Raw genomic sequence first — 24,681 nt, 5'->3', positions numbered from 1 at the left:
TTTATTTGTTATTTACTTATGATAGAATTTTCAGGAGTTCTACTTCGAAAATCAGTGTGCTGTGAGGAGGAATCATTTCACCTGCTCCTTGTGCTCCATAGGCCAGGTCGCTGGGGATGTAGAGTTTCCATTTGGCACCTTCGGGCATCAGTTTCAAGGCTTCTACCCATCCGGGGATGACCTGATTGACGCCGAATACGGCCGGTTGTCCACGTTTGATGGAGCTGTCGAACAAGGTTCCGTCAATCAGAGTACCCTCGTAATGACATTCCACTTTATCAGTTGCTTTGGCATAGCGTCCTACGGTTCCTTCATTGATTACCTCGTATTGAAGTCCACTGGGCAATGTGACAATGCCGGGCCGTTTTTTGTTCTCTTCCAAAAACTGTTGCCCTTGTTCTATGCTGGCGGCATTCATTTTTTCCTCCAATTCTGAGAAATATTTGTTCACGATGTCACGAGCCTCTGTATGGCTGATGACAGTTTGATTGCCTTCCACTACATCTTTGATTGCTTGTGCAAAGTCTTCTATTGCGATGCCTTTGGCACCCATACTTAAGAGATTCTGACCTATTCCCAGGCCGATGGCGTAGCTGAATTTATCCATAAAAATGATGTTGGGGATTGGAATGCATATCTGTTCAATCCTATTAACATATTAACGAGGGGCAAAAATACGTCTTTTATTTGAATGACAAGGCTTTTTGTCCGTTTAATTTTGTTTAGGCTGTCTTTTAAGCCTTGATTCGCTAATTCGGCGGATGAGTAATAAAGTTGAAAAGGATGGTAAACCGGTATGCCTTCCGGTAATTGCCAGAAAGCATATCGGTTTCTAATAGGCGATGTTTTCTTCCGTATTCTTTTCTATGTATCTGATGTCGAATCGTCCTTCCGTAATTCTGTTTCCGCTGAATGTGCCGCTGATGACGGTTCCATCCTTACGTGTTATGAAAGCTTTGCCATTCCCCATATTCTCTTCTTCGAGGATGGCATCTATATAGGCGCATTCGGCATTAACCGTCGGGTTGACAAGTTTGAATCTCAACGTCTTGAATATGCCTACTTTGGTTTCTATCAGGCAATAATCAGTTTTCTCATCATTGATAATGGTGGCTTTCGGTAATCCGAATCGTCCACCGGTGTATATCCAGCCGTCTATCAGGCAGCCCAGTGTGTTTTTGCCGGTTTTGGTGGCTTCCGGCATTAGGGTGGGGTCGATAGAAGTATTCTCTTCGCAGGCGCAGCAAAGGAGCGGCATAAACAAGTATAACAATCTTTTCATCATGATGGTATGTTTTTTAGAAGTGATAATTCAAACCGAAAAGTAGCGACAGTTGGCCGAAGTGTCCTTCACCGGTATCGGGGTGTTCCACTTTCCAATGTGTACCGTTGTAGTCTACCGAATAGTTTTCGGAGTGAGACAATATCCAGTTAAGGCGGGTTGAGAGTCCCCATTGTTTCGTCAGAAAGTATTCTCCGGCCAGCGAGAGGTTACAAGCCGGTTTATCCATGGATACTTTGCGCGGTTTACCGTATACCATGCTTTTGTCGGTATAGAATTGGTAGCCTGCACCGGCTGATAGCTGTATCTGATAAGTGGGACGGAGGAAAAATAGACCGATCTGCGGTGCCAGATAATTCAGGTAGATTTTATCCGAACCATTTGTCTGTTTCCCTTGAAAGCGGCTTCCTTGATAGAGGAATCCCGGTCTGACAACGGCCTTTTCTTTAGAGGATGTCCGGCCGTTATACCAATAGTGGAGCGCCCAGCTGATTCCTTTTCGCAGGTTATTACGGTAGTCGTTGGCACCACCGGTGACTCCCATGAGCCGACCTGTGTACCAAGCGGGGCCTATGTGTGCGGAGAGTGAAGAGCTTCCGGCAGATTTGTCTTGAGCGGACAAAGCGAGAGAAAGAAATAGAAGCGTCCCTGTCAGGCAGAGAGTGAGGTGATTTTGTCTTTTCATAAATCATTCGTTTTAATGATGGTTGCTTAGTAAACGCAAATATGGTGAAATACTGCACGGCAAAGGAATGAAATAAAAAAGCGGTGGCATGTTGCTAAAAAACGTATCTTTGTAGATACTATAAAGAAAGGAGTAAAAAATGAAGAATTTGGTTGTTTTATCCGGCGCAGGGATGAGTGCTGAAAGTGGGATCAGTACGTTTCGTGATGCGGGTGGACTGTGGGACAAATATCCGGTGGAACAGGTGGCTACTCCTGAAGGGTATGCGCGTAATCCGGAGTTGGTGATAAGGTTCTATAACGAACGCCGTAAACAATTGTCGGAGGTGGAACCCAATGCGGGACACAGGCTGCTTGCTGCGTTGGAAAAGAGTTTCAATGTGACGGTCGTGACGCAGAATGTGGACAATCTGCACGAGCGGGCGGGCAGTACTCACGTGATTCATCTGCATGGTGAGTTGACAAAGGTTTGTTCCAGTCGTGATCCTTATAATCCCCGCTATGTGAAAGAACTGAAGCCTGAAGAGTATGAGGTGAAACCGTATGACAAAGCCGGAGACGGTTCGTCGCTCCGTCCTTTCATCGTATGGTTCGGCGAGGCTGTACCAGAGATAGAGACAGCCATCGGTTATGTGGAGAAGGCCGATGTGTTTGTCATCATCGGTACCTCCATGAATGTATATCCTGCTGCGGGTCTGCTGCGCTATGTGCCCCGTGAGGCGGACATCTACTTGATTGACCCCAAGCCGGTGGATACGCATTCCATGCGGCAGATACATGTCATCCGGAAAGGCGCATCGGAAGGGATGAAAGAACTGACTGCCTTGCTGAACGGATAAGAGGCTGGGGCGGGTTACTTTTTCAGTATGGCGCGCAACACGAACCACACGTGGTATGCTACCGTACTCATCAGTCCGTAATGTTTCGTCATGATGCGGAAGCGTTCGATGAGCGACGCTTTGCGGTTCCGGGTCGTCATTCCTTCCTTCAGATAATCTATGACGATGAGGTGAGTGTTGTGCAGGCTCTTGGCTTTCTTCATGACTCTGATGCACCAGTCAAAGTCGGCGGAGAAAAGGTATTGCAAGTCATATGGCTCTGCCAAAGTTGTTTTGGCGAAAAATGCCTGGTGGCATACCAGCATGCCTTGCTTGAAGCTGCGCCATGTGAGTACCTCCGGAGCGGCAAGGCGGCGCATGCGGACGAAATGTCCCTCCTTGTCCACCAGTTCCGTTTCTCCATACAGCACGTCGGGGAGTTCGGCTTGGGTAAGGGTGTTCGCTATTTGTTGCAAAGTGCCGTCTTCGTGGAAGCTGTCTCCAGCATTGAGGAAACACACGTAGTCGCCCGTGACCAGACGGAGCCCTTTGTTCATGGCGTCATACAGCCCTTTGTCCTGTCCACTCACCACACGGCCGATGCGGTCTTTGTATCGGTCGATGATTGCCGGCGTGCCGTCGTTCGAAGCGCCGTCCACGATGATATATTCCACGTGATGGTAGGTTTGCGTGATGACGCTCTGAATAGTGTCTTCCAGTTCCGCTTCGGCATTGTAGCACACGGTGATGATGCTGAACTTCGGTGTAAGATGGTTACTTTGCATGGTTTCGGGTCGCTTTATTATAAAGGTCGATGTATTTCTTGGCGATGATGTTCTCCGAGTAGTTGGACACAACCTTGCGCGCGGCCTGTTCTGCAATGCTTGCGTAGTCCGGGTCGTTCAGTGTCCGGTAGATGCCGTCAGCAAAGTCTTCCGACGACTTGTATTGTGCCACGTAGCCGTTGTGCAGGTGGTCTATCATCTCCGGAATGCCGCCAACGTTGAAGCCCACACAGGGAATGCCGCACGCCATGGCCTCCATGATGGTGTTCGGGAGATTCTCTTCCAGCGAAGGGGTCACGAAAATGTCCACGGCGTTGTAGATATCTACAAGCCGGTGCTCATTGCTGACAAAGTCCATCGAATAGACCTTGAAAGGCAGGAGACTTTCCAGCTGTTGCGACTGCTTGCCGAAGGCCACAACCCCTAATTCATCCTTCAGTTCGGGGTGCCTTTCTGCCAGCAGACGGCACGCCTCCACCATATAGTTGATGCCCTTTCGCTTGTCCGTTATCTTCACCGAACCGAAGAGCATGAGCTTCATCTCCGGCGGAAGCATGCATTTGGTGCGGGCTTCCTTCCGGTTGTGCGGTCTGAAAAGATTGACGTTGATGGGGTTGGGGATGGACGTCACCTCCTGTCCGCGCAGTAAGGCGCTTTGCTTGGCCTGTCCTTCCAGCCAACGGCTACACGTCACGAAGTGAATGCGGCGGTCTCTGTAGAGTTTCATCTTCTTTTTGAAGACTCGGTAAGAAAGGTCGCGCTTGCTCCCGCCGCCGTAGATGAAAGGGCAATTGCGACACTCCTGCCGGTAGTGTGTGCACTCGCGGGCATGGTGGCAGATGCCGGTGCAGGGCCACATGTCGTGCATGGTCCAGACCACGGGCTTGCCCGAAGCCAGTATCTTCTCAATGTTCTTCAACGAGAGCATCCCCTGGTTGACCCAATGCAGGTGGATGACGTCGGCTTGCCGGAATTCGGGCAGCGAAGTGATGTCTGTCCCCGTATTGGCTATATCCACGGCAAAGAGATTGTTTTTCTTGAATCGGTTGGCCCCCCAGATGACGATGCGTTCCCAGACAAACTTCCACACCATGTGCCAGCCATGTCCCAGCGACACCACGGAGATTTGGTCGGTCTGCTTGTCGCGTACCAGCAGTTTGGCTTTGATACCGTGGTTCTTGAGCGACTCCATCAGGCGGGTGGCAGCCACGGCGGCTCCACCTATGCGTTCGGATGTATTGATAAGTAGTACTCTCATGTGCGGTGGCGATATTTTTCTGCTATTGATGGGTGCAAAAATACTGCTTTCTGTTGAAAAGGTTTTCTTTTGCCTGTTAAAAAGGCGACAATAACGCCACAGTCTTCACCGCCCTGTACCTGTGCTACACCTTGCCTGCTGTTTTCTATGGAACGTCCGTCCCCATCGGCCTACTCTGTCCGTCTTCTTCTCTAAGCCTCTTTTCCGGCCACTCCCTCATAGGGAGGGAGAGTGGAATCTTGCTCGGGAAAAACAGTCGGCTGTTTTGTATTTGCCCCACGAACGCTTTTTTCGGGAGAGACGATACAATGTTAAGATTTCGGCTTGCGGAGGGCGGAGGAGAAACACAGCACATCGGAAAATCAGTGGGGCTATGCGTAAATGTAAGATAATCTGAAAAGAAAGAACTTTATATCCGGGAAAATCTTATATCTGAGAGAACCGACGACATTGTATTTTCTCAGTCGTGGTTATTCCAAAGATTTTCCGTAAGTTTGCGCAGTTTAAAGAAGAGTGGAGGATGGTTAAACCTACTTTGATATTTGTACTTTGGGGATTCGTCTTGGCTGCTTCGGCTCAAAACGATCCGGTGCTTGTGCGTATTGACGGAAAGGAGGTCTTTCGTTCCGAGTTCGAACGCTTCTGTGATAAAAAAGGTGTGGATGCAGGTGCAGGGCGAAAGGTTCTGAATGAGTATGTCGAATCCTTTGTGAACTTTAAGTTGAAAGTTGCTGCGGCCAAAGCTGCGGGATTGGATACGACCACCGTTTTTCTGAAAGAACGAGAACGTTATCGTAACCGGTTGGTCTGGGCTTACCTGGCGGATATGGAAGCTGCCGGCAAAGAGGCGCACGACTTTTACGATAAGCAGACATCCGGCCATCCTGTCGGGCAAGTGCTGGTGAGGCATATCTTTAAATACCTTCCTCAAAATATCTCCGGGCATGCGATTCGGGAGGTAGAACACAAAATGGATTCCGTCTTCAGACAGTTGGAGACAGCGGAGGCGGCAATGGATTTCGATGCTTGTGTCAATCTCTTTTCTGATGACAAGAGCTCTTTTTGGGTGAGCCGAAAGCAAATGCCGATAGAGTTTGAAGATGTTGCGTTTGGCTTGAAGGTAGGAGAGTTCTCTCCTCCGTTCTTCACGCCGCAGGGCATTCACATTGTGAAAGTTCTTGAACGCAAGGAGCATCCATCGTTTGATGAAGTGAAGGATGAAATCATCCATTGCCAAGCCTTTCGGCATGGAGGAAAGAAGATTACCCGAACTTTTGTGGAAAAACTGAAGAAGGAGTATCGCTATACGCCTGATAAGGCAGGCATGGACGAACTTCTATCGACAGGTGGTACGCGTCGGGCACTGTTTGCGTTGGACGGAAAATCGTATACCGGAGAGGACTTTTCCATTTTCGCGGCTGCGCATCCGGCCGGGCTTCGCAAGCAGTTGGAGGAGTTTGTCATGAAGACCGTGCTGGATTATGAGAACAGCCGTTTGGAGCAGAAACATCCGAAGTTCAGGGTGCTATTGCAAGAGTGTTGTGACAGCATATTGCTCGCCGAAATTATGCATCGTGAAATCGGCGAAGAGAAAGTGAGGAATGAGGCGGAACTGAAAGGCTATTTTGAAATTCATCGTTCGGATTTTCATTGGGAGGAGCCGCATTATAAAGGGATGGTGTTGCATTGTGCTACCAAACGGGTAGCCAAGCAAGCCCGGAGGATCTTGAAAAAGCTTCCGGAATCCGAGTGGAAAAATGCTGTCCGGTTGGCCTTTAATGCCGAAGGAAAGCAACGGATACAAGCAGAGCAAGGAACATTCGCTCCCGGTGACAATGAGTATGTGGATCTGTTGGTTTTTAGAAAGAAAGGAACAACTCCAATTTTGTCATATCCTTTTACGATAGTGCTTGGCAAGAAGCAAAAGAACCCGGATAGTTGGGAGGAAATACGTGAAGCCGTAGTCATAGCCTATCGGAATCATCTGGAGGCGCATTGGACGGCAAAGTTGCGTTCTGCCGCTAAGGTTGAAATAGAACAAGAGGTTTTAAAAACAGTTAATAATCACTGATGCAACCGATTAAAACATTATCTTCGTATTTTAAAAACAATAAAGATCAGTTGGCGATGCGAACAATCGGTTTGGGACTTTTGATTCTCTGCCTCTGCATGGCATGCAACAGACGGCACGACCATGAAGGGCGGATACCTTTGGTGGAGCTCGATGGCTGTTTCCTTTATAAGGAAGATTTGCAATCGGTGCAGCCGTCAGGTTTGTCGAAAGATGACAGTTTGTTGTTTGCCGAACATTATATACGCAATTGGGCGGAAGATGTGCTGCTGTACGATAAAGCAATGGATAACATTCCCAATAATGGCGAAATAGAGAAACTTGTGGAGAATTATCGTAGGGCTTTGATAGTGCATACCTACCAGCAGGCTTTAATACATCAACAGCTTTCAAATGAAATTTCCGAACAGGACTTGATGGATTATTATGAGAAAAATCTGGCTCTCTTTAAAGTAGAATACCCCTTGATAAGAGGTTTGTTCATTAAAGTCCCTTTGTCGGCTCCGCAGTTATCCAATGTTCGCCGTTGGTACAAGACAGAAGGGCGTGAAGCTGTGGAAAAGTTGGAAAAATATAGCTTGCAAAATGCCGTGAAGTATGAGTATTTTTACGACAAATGGGTGCCGGCATCGGATGTTTTGGCTATGATGCCATTGAATGTAACCGATGTGGAAGGGTATCTCGGTGAACATCGGCAAATTGAATTGAAAGATAAGTCCTTTTATTATTTTCTGAATGTGAGCGACCTTCGTTCGGCGGGTGAGCAGGCACCCTACGAGTTTGCACATGCCCGGGTGAAAGACATGTTGCTGAACATGAAGCAAGTGGATTTCATGAAAAAGGTGAAAGACGACTTGTATCAGAGTGCAGTGAAGAAAGACAAGATTAAATATTATTTAGAATAAGATATCAAGAATGAAAATGTGTATGAACTTTAAGTTTGTAGTTTTATTAGCCTTGACACTATGGTTCGGGCCTACCGTTTATGGGCAAGACAACGTGATTGATGAGGTGGTATGGGTAATAGGCGACGAGGCCATCTTGAAGTCCGAAGTGGAGGAGGCCCGCATGAGTGCACTCTATGAAGGACGAAAATTCGACCGTGACCCTTACTGTGTGATACCGGAAGAGATAGCCGTGCAAAAGCTATATCTTCATCAGGCGGCACTTGATAGTATTGAGGTTTCCGAAAATGAAGTTGTGCAGCGTGTGGACTATATGACGAATATGTACATTTCCAATATCGGCTCTCGCGAGAAGATGGAGGAATACTTCAATAAGACCTCCAGCCAGATTCGTGAAACATTGCGCGAGAATGCGCGAGAAGGGTTGAAGGTGCAGAAGATGCAGCAGAAATTAGTTGGAGAAGTAAAAGTGACTCCGGCCGAAGTACGCCGTTATTTTAAGGATTTGCCGCAAGACAGTATTCCTTATATCCCGACTCAGGTGGAAGTGCAGATTATCACCCAGCAACCCAAAATCCCTTTGGAGGAGATTGAAGATGTAAAAAGACGTTTGCGGGAATATACCGAGCGTGTCAATAAAGGCGAAAGCTTCTCCATGCTGGCTCGCCTCTATTCTGACGATCGTGCGTCGGCAATCAATGGCGGCGAGATGCCGTTTACCGGGCGCGGCTATTTAGACCCGGCTTTTGCCAATGTGGCTTTCAACCTGCAAGATCCGAACAAGGTTTCCAAAATAGTGGAGTCGGAATATGGTTTCCATATCATTCAGCTGATGGAAAAACGTGGCGACCGCATCAAAGTGCGTCATCTCCTTTTGAAGCCTCATATTCCGGAAGCGGCTTTGACGGCCGGCTGTGTACGTTTGGACTCCATTGCCGATGATATCCGTAATGGCAAGTTCTCGTTCGAGGAGGCTGCCTCCGTGCTTTCGCAGGACAAGGATACACGTAATAACCATGGCTTGCTGCCCAACCCCAACTCGAATACATCCAAATTTGAGATGCAGGAACTCCCCCCTGAGATAGCCAAGGTGGTAGACAAGATGAAAGTGGGTGAAATTTCCGAGGCATTCACTATGATTCCGCAAAAGACGGGAAAAGAAGAGTGCGTGATTGTGAAATTAAAAAGTCGCACGGCAGGGCATAAAGCAACGATTGCCGACGACTATCAGAACCTGAAGGAAATAGTACTTGAAAAACATCGCAGCCAAGTATTGGATAAATGGATTCGCGAGAAGCAGAAGCATACTTATGTCCGCATCAAGGACAATTGGAAAAATAACTGTGCGTTCAAATATCCGGGCTGGATTAAAGATTGACCCGTAGGGATTTACATAATTTTGTATGCAAAAAAAGTATATAAAAACTCATTTTCTAAACAAGCATAGATTCCTCTTGATAGGTATTCTATGCTTGTTTGGCATCTGCCTGTTGAGTGCCCAGGATAAAAAAACGAAGGCCGCTACTGCTAAAAATAAAGTGGAGGGAACAGATCGGCAACAAGTGCCGGCAACCGGAAAGCAGAAAACCCGTGTGGATTTGCTCTATGCCGATGAGGCTCAAGCCGATAAACTTTCGCGTCCCGATGTGCAGATACTTGTTGGTTCGGTAAGGCTGAAGCACGACAGCATGTACATGTTCTGCGACAGTGCTTTGATCTTCGAGAAGATAAACTCGGTCGAGGCATTTGGCAACGTGCGTATGGAGCAGGGAGACACCTTATTTATTTACGGTGACTATCTCTACTACGACGGGATGTCGCAGTTGGCCATGTTGCGCGAAAATGTGCGCATGATTAATCGTAAAACCGAGTTGACCACTGACAGCTTGAACTATGATCGCTTGTATAATTTAGGTTACTATTTTGAAGGCGGGACATTGACCGATGAAGAAAACGTACTTACTTCCGAATGGGGAGAGTATAGTCCGACTACGAAGCTGGCAGTTTTCAACCATGTCGTGAAATTGGTAAATCCGAAATTCGTGCTGACATCGGACACGTTGAAGTATAGTACGGCAACTAAAGTTGCCACTATTTTAGGGCCTTCCGATATCGTAAGTGAGCAGAACCACATCTATTCCGAACGTGGAGTGTACAACACAACTACCGAACAGGCAGAGTTGCTTGACCGTTCCATTCTGATCAACGAAGGCAAGAAATTGACCGGTGACAGTCTTTTCTACGATCGCAAGCTGGGCTATGGCGAAGCTTTTGACAATGTGCAGATGAATGATACGGTGAACCGGAATATGCTTACCGGCGACTATTGTTTCTATAATGAACTTACCGGTAATGCCGTAGCCACCCAGCGTGCAATGGCTGTTGATTATTCGCAAGTCGACAGTCTGTTTATGCACGCCGACACTTTGCGGTTGATCACTTATCATCTGAATACCGACTCCATGTATCGGGAGATGCGTGCCTATCACAAGGTTCGGGCCTATCGCACGGATGTGCAAGCGGTGTGCGACTCTTTGGTCTACAACTCAAAAGACTCCTGCATGACAATGTATACCGACCCTATTCTGTGGCATGGAGAACAGCAGTTGCTGGGCGAAGAGATCAAAGTCTATATGAACGATAGCACCATCGATTGGGCGCATATTATTCGTCAGGCGTTGACGGTAGAAAAGATGGACAGCATCCATTACAATCAGGTGTCTGGCAAGGAAATGAAAGCCTTCTTCGTGGATGGAGATATGCGCAGGGTCGAAGTCAACGGCAATGTGCTAGTGGTCTACTATCCGGTAGAAGAAAAAGACAGTTCATTGATTATGATGAACTATTCCGAAGGAGGATTGTTGAAAATGTATCTGAAGGACAGGAAAATGGAACGTGGGGTTTTTGTAGGAAAAACCACCGGCACAGCCTATCCTCTGGATCAGATTCCCGCAGAAAAGAGCAAGCTTCCCTCTTTTGCATGGTTTGACTATATCCGTCCGAAAAACAAGGAAGATATCTTTGAGTGGAGAGGCAAGAAGGCGGGCGAAGTGTTGAAGAAGAGTGACCGGAAGTCTGTGGTTTCTCCAAGGAACATGCATATTAAACGAAATAAAAAGTAAGGCAATGGGAATGTTTACGATGCGGAAGCCTCGTGGCTTCCACCATTCATATATCTATGTGGACGAGCGGAAAGAGAAGTTGGCTAAGATGGAAGAAAAAGCCAAACGTGACTTGGGTATGCTGCCGGAGAAAGAGTTTTCTCCTGAAGATATCCGAGGCAAATTCGTTGAAGGAACCACCCACCTGAAACGTCGGAAAGAGAGTGGACGTAAGCCGTTGCATCTGGGAATCGTGCTTGTGGTCATTGCCTTGCTGATTTACCTATGGTATGCCATCAGTAGCGGGATTATATAGTAGTTGTTGCCGAATGACATTCGGCTTCTTCCTTTTCTTAACGTATACTTGCTAAATTGTAGTTGTTTATGAGCGATATTATTCATTTGCTGCCCGATTCGGTTGCTAATCAGATAGCAGCCGGAGAGGTGATTCAGCGTCCGGCATCTGTGGTGAAAGAACTGGTGGAAAATGCGATTGATGCCGAAGCCCGTGAAATACATGTGTTGATTACCGATGCCGGTAAGACCTGTATCCAAGTGATTGATGACGGGAAAGGAATGTCCGAAACCGATGCACGCCTCTCTTTTGAGCGGCATGCTACTTCAAAGATACGCGAGGCGGCCGATTTGTTCGCTTTGCGCACTATGGGCTTTCGTGGTGAGGCGTTGGCTTCCATTGCCGCTGTGGCCGAGGTGGAGCTGAAAACACGGCCGGAGAATGAAGAACTGGGTACACGCTTGTTGATTGCCGGCTCTAAGGTTGAGAGTCAGGAGGCTGTATCTTGCCCTAAGGGGAGTAACTTCTCCATCAAAAATCTCTTCTTTAATATTCCTGCCCGGCGTAAATTCCTGAAAGCTAATTCCACAGAGTTGAGTAACATCCTTACGGAGTTCGAACGTATTGCGTTGGTACACCCCGAGGTGGCTTTCTATTTGTATAGCAACGACAGTGAGTTGTTCAATTTACCGGTGATACCTCTACGGCAACGTATTTTGGCCATATTCGGCAAGAAGCTGAACCAGCAGTTACTGACTGTGGAAGTTGACACGACCATGATTAAGATTTCAGGTTTTGTTGCCAAGCCCGAGACGTCGCGTAAGAAAGGAGCGCATCAGTATTTCTTTGTGAACGGGCGTTACATGCGGCACCCTTATTTTCATAAGGCTGTGATGGATGCGTACGAACAACTGATTCCAGCCAGTGAGCAAATCTCCTATTTTATTTATTTAGAGGTCGATCCGGCAAATATTGATGTGAACATCCATCCCACAAAGACGGAAATCAAGTTTGAAAACGAGCAAGCCATCTGGCAGATTTTGTCGGCGGCAGTTAAAGAGGCTTTGGGGAGGTTCAGCGCTGTTCCTACCATTGATTTTGATACGGAAGACATGCCCGATATTCCGGCATTCGAGCAAATGAGGCCGGTTGAACCTCCGAAAGTGCACTATAATGCCGAATTCAATCCTTTTAAAACGTCCTCTTCTTATGGGGGAGGCGGAAATTATTCGCGTCCGAAAGTGGAGTGGGAGGGGTTTTATTCCGGTCTGGAGAAAGGCAGTAGGATGAACGAGTTGATGAGAGAACAGCCCTTTGTCGAAGAGGAGGAGGGAGGTTCCTTTGCTTCGGGAGAAGAACCGGACATGTCATATCGTCCGAGTGCCACCCCTGCCGGTGCAACATTAGCTTCTTTCCGTGGAAGTGAAGTCTCCATAGAAAAAGGTGCTCAACATTTTCAGTTCAAGGGGCGTTTCATTCTGACTTCTGTAAAGTCCGGTCTGATGCTGATAGACCAACATCGTGCGCATGTCCGTGTACTGTTCGATCGTTATATGAGCCAGATTAATCAGAAACAAGGAGTGTCGCAAGGGGTACTTTTCCCGGAGATAATCCGTTTGCCAGCCTCCGAAGCTGCTGTACTCGAAAGTATCATGGACGATTTGTCGGCGGTAGGTTTCGACTTGAGCTCGTTGGGTGGCGGCAGCTATGCCATCAATGGCATACCTTCGGGCATCGAAGGGTTGAATCCGGTGGAATTGATCGGAAATATGGTGCATACCGCCATGGAGAAAGGAAGCGATGTGAAGGAAGAGGTGCAGACGATTCTTGCATCTGCATTGGCTCGTGCTGCCGCCATCGTTTATGGGCAAGTGCTGAGTAATGATGAAATGGCGAACCTCGTGGATAGCCTGTTTGCCTGTCCCACTCCTAACTATACTCCTGACGGGCGGGTGGTGCTGGCAACCATTAAGGAGGAAGAAATAGAAAAGCTTTTCAATAAATGAGGCGGTGAGTCACTGTCTTTTGCTTTGACGACCTAAAACCAAAGTGACCTCAAGAAGCCGGATATAGATCATGAATCATCCGGCTTCTTGAGGTCACTTTGGTTTTGAAATATTTCAGTATAAGGCGCAACAAAGATTATTCTTCGCTGAATTTTCTCATTTGTTCGGCAATCAGTTCTGCGTCATCAAAATAATTAATCTTCATGGCTTTGCGCACATCGTCCAAAGTGGCGGCAGCCGTTTCGCGGGCTGTATCGCAACCTTTTTTCAACATTTCGTAGATGGTGGGAATGTCTTTTTCGAACTTTTTGCGACGATTGCGAATCGGCTCTAACGTTTCCTGCATGATGGCGTTGAGGAACTTTTTTACCTTTATGTCGCCCAGCCCACCACGTTGGTAGTGGGCTTTCAATTCGTCCAGATTGGGATATTCAGGAAGATAGAGGCCGAAGTGCTCGGGCCGGCAGAAAGCATCTAAGTAGGTGAATACCGTGTTGCCTTCAAGCTTTCCGGGGTCGGAAACACGCAAGTGGTCGGGGTCAGTGTACATGCTTTTTACCTTCTTTTCCACGTCTTCAGCGGTGTCGGATAAGTAGATACAATTGCCGAGCGACTTGCTCATCTTGGCCTTTCCATCGGTTCCCGGCAGGCGCAGGCAGGCTGCGTTTTCGGGCAGGAGAATTTCGGGTTCGACGAGCGTTTCACCATATATATAATTGAAGCGGCGTACAATTTCGCGTGCTTGTTCCAGCATGGGTTCCTGATCTTCGCCTACGGGCACGATGGTGGCACGGAAGGCTGTAATGTCGGCTGCCTGGCTGATGGGATAGGTGAAGAAGCCTACGGGGATGCTTGTCTCGAAGTTGCGTATCTGTATCTCGGTCTTCACAGTCGGATTGCGTTGCAGGCGGCTGACGGTGACTAAATTCATGTAGTAAAAGGAAAGTTCGCAAAGCTCCGGAATCTGAGATTGGATGAAGATGGTACTTTTCGTCGGGTCCAGGCCGCATGCCAGATAGTCGAGGGCTACTTCGATGACGTTCTGACGCACTTTTTCCGGATTCTCCATATTGTCGGTCAGTGCTTGTGCATCGGCTATGAAGACGAACGTCTTGTCATATAAACCGGAATTTTGCAGTTCCACTCTTCTTCTCAATGAGCCTACATAGTGTCCTATGTGCAGCCGTCCCGTGGGGCGGTCGCCCGTAAGGATGATTTTTTCTTTTGACATATACTGTATTTTTAGTTCCTAATGGGAGTAAGGGCATTACTGTCCGTAATGTCTGCAAAGATATCGATAATTATCCAAAAATCAAGGGTAGAGATTCCTCTTATATGTAATCCTTACTGGGTAGATTCCAATAGCAAGTGCAAATTTATATGAGTAGTTGTAAAACTCTTGTTTTGGTGTAGAGAAATTAAGTTTTTTCTTGGTCTTGCATTTATTTTCATCTGTATTTGTTTTATCAGTTGGTCGTTATATTGTTCAAAAGCTGTACCTTTTGGGATGTATTGCCTGATGAGCTTGTTTGTGTTCTGAATGTTTCCTTTCTCCCATGAGGCATAGGGATGTGCGGAGCAAACCTTTGTTTTGAGTCGTTGTGCGATAAGCTTATGACAGGCAAACTCGCTTCCGTTGTCCGTGGTGATTTTTGATATTTCCGATGAAAGGCGTCATCATGGCCACGACGGTTCTTGCAAGGGCTTGTGCATTCTTCCCCTGTGGCAGCTTTCTCATGAGCAGATAGTCTTTGCTTCGCTCTACAAGTGTAACAATAGCCCCTCTGCCGTCTTTTCCGATGATGGTATCCATTTCCCAATCTCCGAATCGTGTCCCGTCGGCCTGCGGGTCCCGCTGGTCTATCATGGCCCTTTCCTTGATGGCCGTATAGGCAGCGGGGCTGTTTCTTTTGATGTGCTGCAGCCTGTGCCGACAACTCTTGTAGAGTTCGCCTCCGTAGGAACGGTCGAAGTGGAGGTAGCTGTAAATGGTTTCGCCGCAGACGCACGCTTTTCCCCCACGCAGCATCCATCCCCGGATTTGCTCGGGCGACCATTGCTCATTAACCATGAGTGCGATGATTTCCTTTCGCATCTCGAAACTGAATTTGCGGTGTTTGCGCATCCGTCGCTTACGTTCATCGCACTGCTTTTGGGCAACACCGTAATGGTAATGGTGTCGTCCTTTGTTGCGTTTTAACTCACGATAAACAGTGCTGTAAAGTACATTTATCGTATCTGCAATGTCTTTTACCGACATTCTCTTTTTCAGCAATACAAAAATCGTGTATCTTTCCTCTAAAAAGAGAAATCTCCATCTATTATATATCCATATTTAACCGATTCGTATTCCGTTGGTTATATTATAGCTCGTAAACTTTTCCCATAAGTCTCTTTAGACGACAAGTATTTTGTCGTCTGTACTAATAAAGTTTTTTACTTTCCTCTTCAGCCTGGAAGGACTACGCCGGTGTCCAATCCCTCTATGGATGCAATAATTTTGTAAACGTGCTCATGTGGCGGCACAAAGATAATTATGTTGTCAATAGAGGTCTATCGGAATGGTCTATCCGACCAATAACGATTCTAATTCCCGGATTTTATTTTGCCATTCCGCCTCCTTTTCAAGACGCTTGAGATAAACATCCATAAAATCCTCATCTTTTGTCAGCATGTGCCATACCGCGACTAATATCTTTCGGGCGATGGCTACTTGTATCTTCATCTTGTTCTTATGCCGTTGGGTGCATTGCACGTAGCTGAAGTTTGAGAAAAAGCAGTTTCGGGTTCTTGATGCGCCCCAGGATATTTCAACCAATATCTGACGCAGGAATCGGTTCCCATGCGTCGTCCTATTGCTCTTGACTTTATTGTTGCTTATATCATTGCGTGGTTTCAATCCACACCATCCAACAAGATTTGTTGCTTTTTCAAACGGTTTCATGTCAGCCCCGGTCTCCGCAATTATAGCTGAAGCTGCGCGTTCTTTAACACCGGGGATGCTCTGTAGACGTTTGAATTGTTTCGGGAAATGTTCCTGACACATGGCAATGAGAGCTTGCCTGCATTCTTCGATTTGTCGCCCGATTACGTCTATAAGCTCTGCGTATTGCTTTAATAAACAGATGTCTGCCTGGTGAAAGTCACCCGTTACGGCATCCTTTATGATGTTAAGTCCGTATTTACGTAGAGTTTTTCCATGAATGAGTTTCACCAACTCCTCAGGGGCTGTTATCCCGGTTATTATCGCACGGACGCACTTCTGATAACTTTTTCCATTGACGCGGGATACATAGTTACTTAACCGGAAACCACATCGCTGTAAAGCAGCGTCCAATTTATTCAGGTCTTCATTCAGGTCGAAGATGCGACGGTTATACTTGCGCATATCCTGCACGCTCTTCTCCGGCACAAAACTTCCCCGAATCAGATGCTTCAACAGACACTCCGCTATCCATTGGGCATCTTTCACATCACTCTTGCGACCGGGAAGCTGCTTTATAAAATAAGGATTTACCAATTTGAGCGACATGCTATCGCACAAGGCATTCCACACCGGAACCCAATAGGTCGAGGTGCTTTCCATTGCCGCCTCTGTCACCCCATGAGAAACCATATCCGAACACATAAGTTGCAAATCCGGAGTTAATGTGCCATAAACATTTGCAAAAATAACGGTCTCTGCAGTGTCCAACACACAGAGATAAACTGTATCTTTGTGCACATCGAGGCCGGCCACGATTCTGTCTTTGTCCATATTTGAGATTTTTTAGTTACACTCCTTAAATATAGGACATTCGTAACAATTAAACAAAGCATGAAGCTGAGTTTGTGGGCCGGCCTCGGTTTTTATTACGCCGGTATAGAAAAACTCGATTTTTCTATATAATTTTGTGCTGAGGTTAATTGATGATATTGTCATATGACAATACAAAGTTGATTAATCTCGGGGAGATTTCGGTCTCCCTTTTCTCTTTTTTGTATTGCTACTGAAATCTTTTGTCTCGCCGGGGCTTTCAGTCCCTTGCCGACAGCGCTCCCCGAGTGTTTTTCATAGTCATCTTATAATAACAGAGAATATTTGCACTTCTTAGTGGAACTTATCTTCTACTGGTTACGGAACTTTTTTCTCTTTTTCGTTTGGAAACTTCCCGGATTTCCTCTTACTTTGTTCATCGTAGAACTTTAAACAGCAAAAACGCCATGGGAAAAAGTAAGAAGAAGGAAATGCACAGCCTGAAAGAGGAGCAACAAGCCAAGAGAGTGATGATTGTCATCGGCATCGTAGCCATCGTTTTGGTTATAGCCATGTTTGTGGGCTACTCTTACTGGGGCTGATAAAACTTAGACAAGACAGAGATGCCGCAGGAGATAGAACGGAAATTCCTTGTGACGGGCGAGTATAAGTCGCAAGCCCACGCACAGAGCCGCATCGTGCAAGGCTACATCAGCAGTGCGCGCGGGCGGACGGTGAGGGTGCGCATTCGCGACGGCAAAGGCTATCTCACCATCAAGGGACCGTCCGATGCGTCGGGAACCGCACGCTACGAATGGGAGAGGGAACTTCCGCTTGAAGAGGCCGAAGAGTTGATGCGGCTGTGCGAACCGGGCGTCATCGACAAGACGCGCTATTTGGTGCGTAGCGGCCGCCACATCTTCGAGGTGGACGAGTTTCGAGGCGATAACGAGGGGCTGACCTTGGCCGAAGTGGAGCTTTCCTCGGCCGATGAGGCGTTCGTGAAGCCGGCTTTCCTCGGCCGGGAGGTGACGGGCGACATCCGTTATTATAACTCGCAACTGATGAAGCAGCCTTTCGGCACGTGGCAGCAAACCAATAACTCACCGTAATCCTTGCGCCGATCATGGAAAAACTTTACGAGTACTTGCCAAGAGAACTGGTCTCCTTTATTCTGGTCACCCTGTTTTCTCTGCTCATCGGGCTTTCGCAGCGTAAAATCAGCTTGAAGCGCGAAGGTGAGACCACGCTCTTCGGCACCGACCGTACGTTTACCTTCATCGGCATTCTGGGCTATCTGCTTTACATCCTCGACCCTGTGGAGTATCGCCTCTTCATGGGTGGCGGAGCTGTTCTGGGCTTGCTGCTCGGATTGAACTACTACGTGAAGCAGGCACAGTTCCATGTGTTCGGCGTAACTACCATTGTCATTGCGCTTATCACCTACTGCATAGCACCTATTGTGGCCACGCAGCCGTCATGGTTCTACGTCATGGTCGTCGTGACGGTGCTGCTCTTCACCGAACTGAAGCACACCTTTACGGAGCTGGCGCAGCGCATGAAGAACGACGAGATGATAACGCTTGCCAAGTTTCTTGCCATCAGCGGCATCATCCTGCCCATGCTGCCCAATAAGAATCTCATCCCCGGTATCAACCTGACGCCTTACACCATCTGGCTGGCCACGGTGGTGGTATCGGGCATCTCCTACCTCTCGTATCTGCTCAAGCGTTACGTCTTCCACGAATCGGGCGTGCTGGTTTCGGGCATTGTGGGAGGACTGTATAGCAGCACGGCCACCATCTCCGTATTAGCTCGTAAGAGTCGCGACGCTTCCGTGCACGATGCTCCGGAATATGTGGCCGCCATGCTGTTGGCGATAAGCATGATGTTTCTGCGTTTTCTGATACTGATAGGTATCTTCAGCCGTGAGACGTTGCTGATCATTTATCCCTATTTGTTGCTGATGTCGGTTGTGGCGGCAGGCACGGCATGGTATCTGCATTTCCGGTATAAACGGGTGGATAGCGACGGTCGCACGCATGAGGAAGAAGACAGCAGCAATCCGTTGGAGTTCAAAGTGGCACTCATCTTTGCCGTGTTGTTCGTCGTGTTCACTATCCTGACCCATTATACGCTGATATATGCCGGTACGAGTGGATTGAACCTGCTTTCTTTCATTTCCGGTTTCAGTGACATTACTCCTTTCATCCTGAACCTGCTTCAAGGCACGGGTAGCGTGGCTGTGACGGTTATCACAGCTTGCAGCATGCAGGCCATTGTCAGCAACATTGCGGTGAACATGTGCTACGCATTGTTTTTTGCCGGCCGACAGAACCCTTTGCGCCCGTGGATATTGAAAGGTTTTGGCTGTGTCATAGCCGTGAACATCTGTCTGCTGTTGCTCTTTTACGTCTTATGAATTGTTCTATGCAGGTTGCTTCTGAACTTTTTCTACTTTTTTAACTCCGAACTTCTCGTAAGGGCATAAAAAGAAACTATTTTTGTCACAATCTTTGTGACAAAACCAAGGTGAACGGCGTCTGATATCTAAAGCAATTATGAATGAATAATCACTAAACATGAAAATAATGAAAATGAAATGGACTGCGCTGCTGTGGATGCTGATGTTATCCGGAATGCTTGCGGCACAAAGTACGGCTCCCTTGTTTTTCCAAGTTAAAGGTGTCCTGCAGGACTCGCTCACCCTCGAAGGAGAGCCTTACGCCACGGTTAAAATCGCAAAGAAAGAGACGCCTGAGCGAGCCTTGAAGATGATGGTGACTGATATGAAAGGACGTTTTCAGGAGAAAGTGCCCGGTACGGGCAACTTCGTGCTGACCATCACCTCAGTGGGACGCATGCCTATCGTGAAGAATTTTACGGTGGAGGCAGGAAAGAAGGAGGTAGACTTCGGCACTTTGTATGCCGTAGATGCCACCAACGAATTGGCCCAGGTGGAAGTTGTGGCCCAAAAGCCCTTGGTGAAAGCAGATATAGACAAGATAGAATATAATGTGCAGGACGACCCTGACTCCAAATCGAATTCCGTTTTGGAGATGCTCCGCAAAGTGCCTTTGGTGACGGTGGACGGGGAAGATAACATTAAGGTAAACGGTAGCGGCAGCTTCAAGGTCTACGTCAACGGGAGGCCCAACAACATGATGAGTAACAATCCCACGGAGGTATTGAAGAGCATGCCTGCCAACTCCATCAAGCACATCGAAGTGATAACCAATCCCGGGCCTAAATACGATGCCGAAGGCGTGGGAGGCATCCTTAACATCGTCACTGTGGGCAGAGGATTGGAGGGCTATACAGCTACTTTCAGCGGGAATGTCAGCAACAGGGGCATAGGAACCGGCCTATTCGGCACGGTAAAGAGCGGCAAACTGACAGTCAGCGGCCGCTACAACTATAACTATCACGACCAGCCGCGCGGCTATTCCGGCGGAAACCGCCGCACAAAAGGCCGTATCACCGAAACTTCTTCGGATTTGAATTATAACGGAATGAGCAAGGGGCACGGTGATTTTCAGTCGGGTAGCATGGAGGCAAGTTATGAGATAGACACCTTGCGCCTGCTGAGCATGTCATTCGGCCTGTGGGGAGGCGGACATAAAAACATAGGGGAGAACAACATCCGGGCCATTGCACCGGGTACGGACAACGAACTCTATCGCTATACCTCGAACATTGACGGCAAGAGCTCATGGTATTCCATCGACGGCAGCATTGATTACCAGCGTCTGTTTCGTGTGAAAGAGCGCATGCTCACCTTCTCCTATAAGATAAATACCCGCCCGCAAAGCTCGGATTCTTATTCCAACTATAGTGACATGCATGCAGCCGCCGATTGGCAGGACTTTCTCAAACGCATGCACGATCAGCATAACGACGGCTCGCAACATACCACAGAACACACTTTCCAGGCCGATTACACCACACCCATAGGAAAGATGCACACGCTCGAAGTCGGCACCAAATACATCTTGCGCGAGAACTCTTCGGAAAACGACCGCTATGAGCGCACTGTCGGAACAGATGCTTATGATTTCGACAAAGAACACAGCTCTCACTACAAGCATCAGAATGACATCTTGGCCACCTACCTGGGTTACGGACTGAAAGTGAAGCGTTTCTCCGGACGATTGGGCGTGCGTTATGAACATACAATACAGAACGTGAAGTTTCGTTTGGGCAAAGGAGACGACTTTAAGGAACACTTCAACGACATGGTGCCCTCGGCAAGCATCGGCTGGAAGTTGACCGACATGTCCAATCTGCAACTGAGCTACAACATGCGCATCTTCCGCCCGGGAATCTGGCATCTGAATCCTTACCTGAATGATAGCAATCCCACCTACGTCAGCCAGGGAAACCCCGACTTGAACAGCGAGAAGAACCATGCGTTCACCCTCGGCTACAGCAATTTCACCCGCAGCTTCAACTTCAACATCTCCATGCGCTACTCATTCACCAACAACAGCATCGAGAATATCACCGAACTTGTGTCGGACAGAACGCTGGCAGAAAAGGGATTGCAAAACCCCACCGGCAAGGATGTCTTGTATTCCACCTATCAAAATATCGGTAAGAACAGAACTGCCGGCCTGAACGGTTATGTAAACTGGAACGCGACTTCCAATACGCGCATTTATACGAACTTCTATGGCAGTTACAACTATATGGAAGACGGCAGAGGCCTGAAGAACGACGGGTGGAGTCTTTTTGCCTATGGCGGCATCCAGCAATCGTTGCCACACGATTGGCGCATCAGCCTGAACATGTACGGACAGACTCCGTGGATTATGCTTCAAGGCAGGGGAAGCAGCTTCTTCGACTACAGCCTGAGCGTCAACAAGTCTTTCTTGAAGAAGCGTTTCACTTTGTCGGCATTTGCCAGTAACTTCTTCAAGAAATACATGAATAACGATGACACACTGGAGGACAATAACTTCGCACAGAAGAATTGGAATAAATTCACTCATCAGCGTTTCGGTGTGAGCATCAGCTATCGCATCGGTGAGCTGAAGGCAAGCGTGAAGAAAACCGCACGCACCATCAGCAACGACGACGTGAAAAGCGACGGAAACAGTAGCAGTGAAGGAACCGAATAAGGAAGAGAAAGAAAGGCATAGATATTGCGTCTGCCATTAAAGAACAATATGCCGGTTGGTTTGTGTCGCGGTTGGAGTATGTCGGTAGTAGGGGATTGCATTTCGTGATGTTCGATGACAGGGAGTGGTTGATGAATCAATTGCTTGTTTTTATAAAGAAAATCAATTGCAGATTTCAAGAGAAAGAGGATTCGAAAAAAGCTTCTCCTTAATGCGCTTTTGTCGTTTTTCGCAGCCTTTATCGTGTTTATCTGGGCGTATCTCAAGCCGCAGCTCATAAGTTCCCGGTTTGGAATACTGGTATCTGTCTTTCCGAGGGGAATCGTAGTGGCCTTTAATTGCAGGCTTTTCCCTCTGTATGGGAGGATAGCCGAAAATCGTTCGAATGTGGCCTGTCTGAGTCAGAGATTGGAGAAGTGTACTTTCGGAACAGGATGGTATAAAAAAGATAAAAGGAAGCTGTCTCACGACACCCACCTTTCCGTTTTGTTTTGTTTGATTGTTCTTCTTATAAATCGTGCGGGTGATAGGACTCGAACCTACACGCCTTACAGCACCAGATCCTAAGTCTGGCGCGGCTACCAATTACGCCACACCCGCAAGTTCGTTTTGTAGTGGCTGCAAAGGTAGAAAGAAATTTCATTTCAGCAAATAGTTGAAGTTGCAAAGTTACTTCAAAGCCCCTATTTTAAGGTTTTTTCGAGCTTCTTCAATAATAGTGTCTATCCCGTTGGCCTCGTCTTCCTTGCTCATGTCCACCTTTATGTCCGGGTCGATGCCGAACTCTATCTGCTGCTTGTCGGCATCGAGATGCGGGCTGGCCGAGAAACGTACTCCCCAGCCGTTGGGCAGTTCGGACGAGAAAGGCAGGCCGGAGCCTCCGCCGGTCTTGTCGCCTATCAGTGTGACGTTGGGGAAGTAGCGCATGGAGTTGACAAAATCATTCGTGGCGCTGTAGCAATGGCGATTGATGAGGAGGGCCACTTTCTTCTGCCAGCGGATGCTGTTCGATGGTTCTATATAGATGGGTGTCGGTTCGGAAAAGTCGTTGTGCCCCTTGCCGGTTTTGTGCAGGATGTGACCCGTCAGCACTTTGTCGTTGGTAAATCGTTGAGCCATGCGGGTGGCGTTTGTCAGATTGCCTCCACCGTTATTGCGCACGTCTATGATCAGGCCGTTGCAGAGTGACAGGTAAGAGAGGATTTCACTTAGGTTGCCATTGCCGATGCCAGTGGAGAAGTCCCCGTAATAGATGTATCCGATGTTATCTTCCAGAATGGTGTACTTGGCCCCGCCGGCGATGCGGTAGTCTCTGCCCAGATACTTCTCGATGAGGCTTTCGTTGAAGTTGCGCGGGTAGTCCAGATACCAGTTCCAATAGCGTGCTATGTCGGAAGAGGAGTATAGGTTGACGTGTCCGTCTTTCAGTTCGGCAAGCATGTTGCCCAATACTTCGAACAGGGCTTCGTTGCCCATGCCCGGAGTGATTAACGCTTGGTATTTGTCGTGAATGTCGTTCCAGTCTATCTGCTTGTAGTCAAAGAAGCAGTAGCGTTCGTCGATGATTTGCCACAGGGCTTCGAAGTTGCCTTGCGGGGTATTGCTATATTCTTCTTCACGCATGCACCCGTACAGCAAGAGCAACAGGCTGAGCAGAATGGGCCGAATGCCCCAAAGATATTTTCTTTCCATACACTTCGTCCTTACCGTTTATTTTATAAGAATCTCATCTCCCTTTGTTGGAGAATAAATACAACTTCTTCACAAACCCTGCCATGAATACGTGCGAGTAGGTGTGCGTCTTTATCCCGTTGACGTTAGACTGTTGCGCATCCCACAAGTAGGCAAGGCGCAGGCTGATGCGTCCTACCGTGAAGTCGGCGGTGAGCATCTGCCTCATGGACGGCTGATTGTGCAGTGAAGTGAAGTTCACCACTCCGTCCCAATGTCCCAGCGTGAATATCTCGTAGTATGACTGTCCGTAGTTGGGCATGAACATCACGCCTGCCAACGGAAGGTTTATCTGATAGCGTAGCGTGAGGGGACGGTTTGCCATGCGCAATTTCCAGACAGCCATGCCCGATACGGCAAGGTTGATGTAGGCCCGTGCTTGAGCGGGGTTGTTGCCGTTGCGCAGGTTGTAGACAAAGCCCCCGTTGAGGTCGGCTATGCCTCCGGCCAGCAACTTGAAGTTGTTTGTGACGGGGAAGTTGTAGTGCAGGCCGTAGTTCCAGTTGGCCAGTGCGGAGAGAGTATTGTTGTTGTCCGCCTTGTTGCGCGTATATCCCAAGTCGGCCTGAAAGAAGGTCTGTTGCGAGATGTTGCCGTTCATCAGCCGTGTCATCCGCATACTTTCGCGGGAGACGCGGAAGTCGATGCCTCTGTATTCCTGCGGAGACAGATAAGTATCGAACACATTGGTGGTGCCGATGCCGTACATTGTGGCGCGAGTGATGATACGGTTACGGGCGATTGAGTCAGCTTGCAGCTTCCGGACATGTTCAATGTCGGTATATTGAGCTTGCAAGGTGCAACAGTTCGAAAGCAATCCGGCAAAGATGATTATTCCGTATAATCTCATAAACCTCTTCCTGATACTATATAGTTATACTAATCATTA

At 48.0% G+C, this 24,681-nt stretch carries 22 protein-coding genes and 1 tRNA gene; 11 read left to right on the top strand and 12 right to left on the bottom strand.

Annotation, left to right across the window (positions count from 1 at the left end; all coding sequences use genetic code 11):
• Window positions 1-16 precede the first annotated feature (16 nt).
• The 3 genes from C4H11_RS07605 to C4H11_RS07595 all read right to left on the bottom strand — a co-directional run bounded on the left by C4H11_RS07605 (window position 17) and on the right by C4H11_RS07595 (window position 1,967).
• Window positions 17-607 (bottom strand): FKBP-type peptidyl-prolyl cis-trans isomerase, encoded by a 591-nt coding sequence (locus tag C4H11_RS07605; RefSeq protein ID WP_106041120.1) that lies wholly within the window; start codon window positions 605-607, stop codon window positions 17-19.
• Window positions 608-832: 225 nt separating this feature from the next.
• Window positions 833-1,285 (bottom strand): hypothetical protein, encoded by a 453-nt coding sequence (locus tag C4H11_RS07600; protein WP_205729956.1) that lies wholly within the window; start codon window positions 1,283-1,285, stop codon window positions 833-835.
• A 13-nt stretch (window positions 1,286-1,298) separates the two neighbouring features.
• On the bottom strand, window positions 1,299-1,967 hold the full coding sequence (locus tag C4H11_RS07595; protein WP_106041119.1) for a hypothetical protein: 669 nt from the start codon (window positions 1,965-1,967) through the stop codon (window positions 1,299-1,301).
• Window positions 1,968-2,106: 139 nt separating this feature from the next.
• Here C4H11_RS07595 and C4H11_RS07590 point away from each other — a divergent pair, with 139 nt between their 5' ends.
• Complete coding sequence (locus C4H11_RS07590; protein ID WP_106041118.1) at window positions 2,107-2,805, top strand: SIR2 family NAD-dependent protein deacylase; 699 nt, start codon at window positions 2,107-2,109, stop codon at window positions 2,803-2,805.
• A 14-nt stretch (window positions 2,806-2,819) separates the two neighbouring features.
• Here the strand turns inward: C4H11_RS07590 and C4H11_RS07585 are convergent, their stop codons facing one another.
• Together C4H11_RS07585 and C4H11_RS07580 are read right to left on the bottom strand one after the other, a co-directional pair.
• Window positions 2,820-3,569, bottom strand: a complete 750-nt coding sequence (locus tag C4H11_RS07585; RefSeq protein WP_106041117.1) for a glycosyltransferase family 2 protein — start codon at window positions 3,567-3,569, stop codon at window positions 2,820-2,822.
• Window positions 3,559-4,827, bottom strand: a complete 1,269-nt coding sequence (locus C4H11_RS07580; RefSeq protein WP_106041116.1) for a glycosyltransferase family 4 protein — start codon at window positions 4,825-4,827, stop codon at window positions 3,559-3,561. The genes C4H11_RS07585 and C4H11_RS07580 overlap by 11 nt, the downstream gene beginning before the upstream one ends.
• Before the next feature lie 520 nt (window positions 4,828-5,347).
• Between C4H11_RS07580 and C4H11_RS07575 the strand changes: the two genes are divergently transcribed.
• The 6 genes from C4H11_RS07575 (at window position 5,348) to mutL (ending at window position 13,205) form a co-directional block, all read left to right on the top strand.
• The gene (locus C4H11_RS07575) at window positions 5,348-6,898 is read left to right on the top strand and encodes a peptidylprolyl isomerase (protein ID WP_106041115.1); all 1,551 of its coding nucleotides are present in this window, start codon (window positions 5,348-5,350) and stop codon (window positions 6,896-6,898) included.
• 56 nt (window positions 6,899-6,954) lie between these two features.
• Entirely contained in the window at window positions 6,955-7,803 is an 849-nt protein-coding gene (locus C4H11_RS07570; protein WP_106043224.1) for a hypothetical protein, read from the top strand.
• Between the two features lie 10 nt (window positions 7,804-7,813).
• Window positions 7,814-9,181 carry a peptidylprolyl isomerase gene (locus tag C4H11_RS07565; protein WP_106041114.1) on the top strand — a complete coding sequence of 456 codons (1,368 nt, stop codon included), beginning with the start codon at window positions 7,814-7,816 and terminating at the stop codon, window positions 9,179-9,181.
• Window positions 9,182-9,206: 25 nt separating this feature from the next.
• Window positions 9,207-10,925: an OstA-like protein gene (locus C4H11_RS07560; RefSeq protein ID WP_106041113.1), complete on the top strand. Its 1,719-nt coding sequence runs from the start codon at window positions 9,207-9,209 to the stop codon at window positions 10,923-10,925.
• Between the two features lie 4 nt (window positions 10,926-10,929).
• A complete protein-coding gene (locus C4H11_RS07555) occupies window positions 10,930-11,220 on the top strand; it encodes a hypothetical protein (RefSeq protein ID WP_106041112.1) in 291 nt (96 codons plus the stop codon).
• 68 nt (window positions 11,221-11,288) lie between these two features.
• Window positions 11,289-13,205, top strand: a complete 1,917-nt coding sequence (gene mutL / locus C4H11_RS07550; protein ID WP_106041111.1) for a DNA mismatch repair endonuclease MutL — start codon at window positions 11,289-11,291, stop codon at window positions 13,203-13,205.
• Between the two features lie 136 nt (window positions 13,206-13,341).
• Here mutL and trpS read toward each other — a convergent pair whose 3' ends face one another.
• The 4 genes from trpS to C4H11_RS07535 form a co-directional block, all read right to left on the bottom strand.
• Window positions 13,342-14,436, bottom strand: a complete 1,095-nt coding sequence (gene trpS / locus C4H11_RS07545) for a tryptophan--tRNA ligase (protein ID WP_106041110.1) — start codon at window positions 14,434-14,436, stop codon at window positions 13,342-13,344.
• 113 nt (window positions 14,437-14,549) lie between these two features.
• The gene (locus C4H11_RS14600) at window positions 14,550-14,813 is read right to left on the bottom strand and encodes a hypothetical protein (RefSeq protein ID WP_262494832.1); all 264 of its coding nucleotides are present in this window, start codon (window positions 14,811-14,813) and stop codon (window positions 14,550-14,552) included.
• A 4-nt stretch (window positions 14,814-14,817) separates the two neighbouring features.
• Window positions 14,818-15,465: an IS30 family transposase gene (locus tag C4H11_RS07540; protein WP_262494813.1), complete on the bottom strand. Its 648-nt coding sequence runs from the start codon at window positions 15,463-15,465 to the stop codon at window positions 14,818-14,820.
• Window positions 15,466-15,771: 306 nt separating this feature from the next.
• Window positions 15,772-16,962 carry an IS110 family RNA-guided transposase gene (locus C4H11_RS07535; RefSeq protein WP_106040648.1) on the bottom strand — a complete coding sequence of 397 codons (1,191 nt, stop codon included), beginning with the start codon at window positions 16,960-16,962 and terminating at the stop codon, window positions 15,772-15,774.
• Between the two features lie 446 nt (window positions 16,963-17,408).
• On the opposite strand from C4H11_RS07535, the gene C4H11_RS14595 reads away from it, so the two are divergent.
• The 4 genes from C4H11_RS14595 to C4H11_RS07520 all read left to right on the top strand — a co-directional run bounded on the left by C4H11_RS14595 (window position 17,409) and on the right by C4H11_RS07520 (window position 22,061).
• Window positions 17,409-17,543 (top strand): hypothetical protein, encoded by a 135-nt coding sequence (locus tag C4H11_RS14595; protein WP_262494812.1) that lies wholly within the window; start codon window positions 17,409-17,411, stop codon window positions 17,541-17,543.
• Window positions 17,544-17,564: 21 nt separating this feature from the next.
• Window positions 17,565-18,053, top strand: coding sequence for a CYTH domain-containing protein (locus C4H11_RS07530; RefSeq protein ID WP_106041109.1), 489 nt, complete (start codon window positions 17,565-17,567; stop codon window positions 18,051-18,053).
• Window positions 18,054-18,067: 14 nt separating this feature from the next.
• The gene (locus tag C4H11_RS07525) at window positions 18,068-19,363 is read left to right on the top strand and encodes an MgtC/SapB family protein (protein WP_106041108.1); all 1,296 of its coding nucleotides are present in this window, start codon (window positions 18,068-18,070) and stop codon (window positions 19,361-19,363) included.
• A 169-nt stretch (window positions 19,364-19,532) separates the two neighbouring features.
• A complete protein-coding gene (locus tag C4H11_RS07520) occupies window positions 19,533-22,061 on the top strand; it encodes an outer membrane beta-barrel family protein (RefSeq protein ID WP_106043222.1) in 2,529 nt (842 codons plus the stop codon).
• Window positions 22,062-22,579: 518 nt separating this feature from the next.
• Here C4H11_RS07520 and C4H11_RS07515 read toward each other — a convergent pair.
• The 3 genes from C4H11_RS07515 to C4H11_RS07505 form a co-directional block, all read right to left on the bottom strand.
• Window positions 22,580-22,661, bottom strand: a tRNA-Leu gene (locus C4H11_RS07515).
• Window positions 22,662-22,730: 69 nt separating this feature from the next.
• Entirely contained in the window at window positions 22,731-23,753 is a 1,023-nt protein-coding gene (locus C4H11_RS07510) for a S41 family peptidase (protein ID WP_106041107.1), read from the bottom strand.
• Between the two features lie 34 nt (window positions 23,754-23,787).
• Window positions 23,788-24,642, bottom strand: coding sequence for a DUF3316 domain-containing protein (locus C4H11_RS07505; RefSeq protein ID WP_106041106.1), 855 nt, complete (start codon window positions 24,640-24,642; stop codon window positions 23,788-23,790).
• Window positions 24,643-24,681: the final 39 nt, after the last annotated feature.

Source organism: Bacteroides zoogleoformans (assembly GCF_002998435.1).
In the GTDB taxonomy this organism is placed as follows: domain Bacteria; phylum Bacteroidota; class Bacteroidia; order Bacteroidales; family Bacteroidaceae; genus Bacteroides; species Bacteroides zoogleoformans.
Note: the sequence above shows the minus strand (reverse complement) of the source record. Positions and strands in the feature narration are given on the sequence as shown.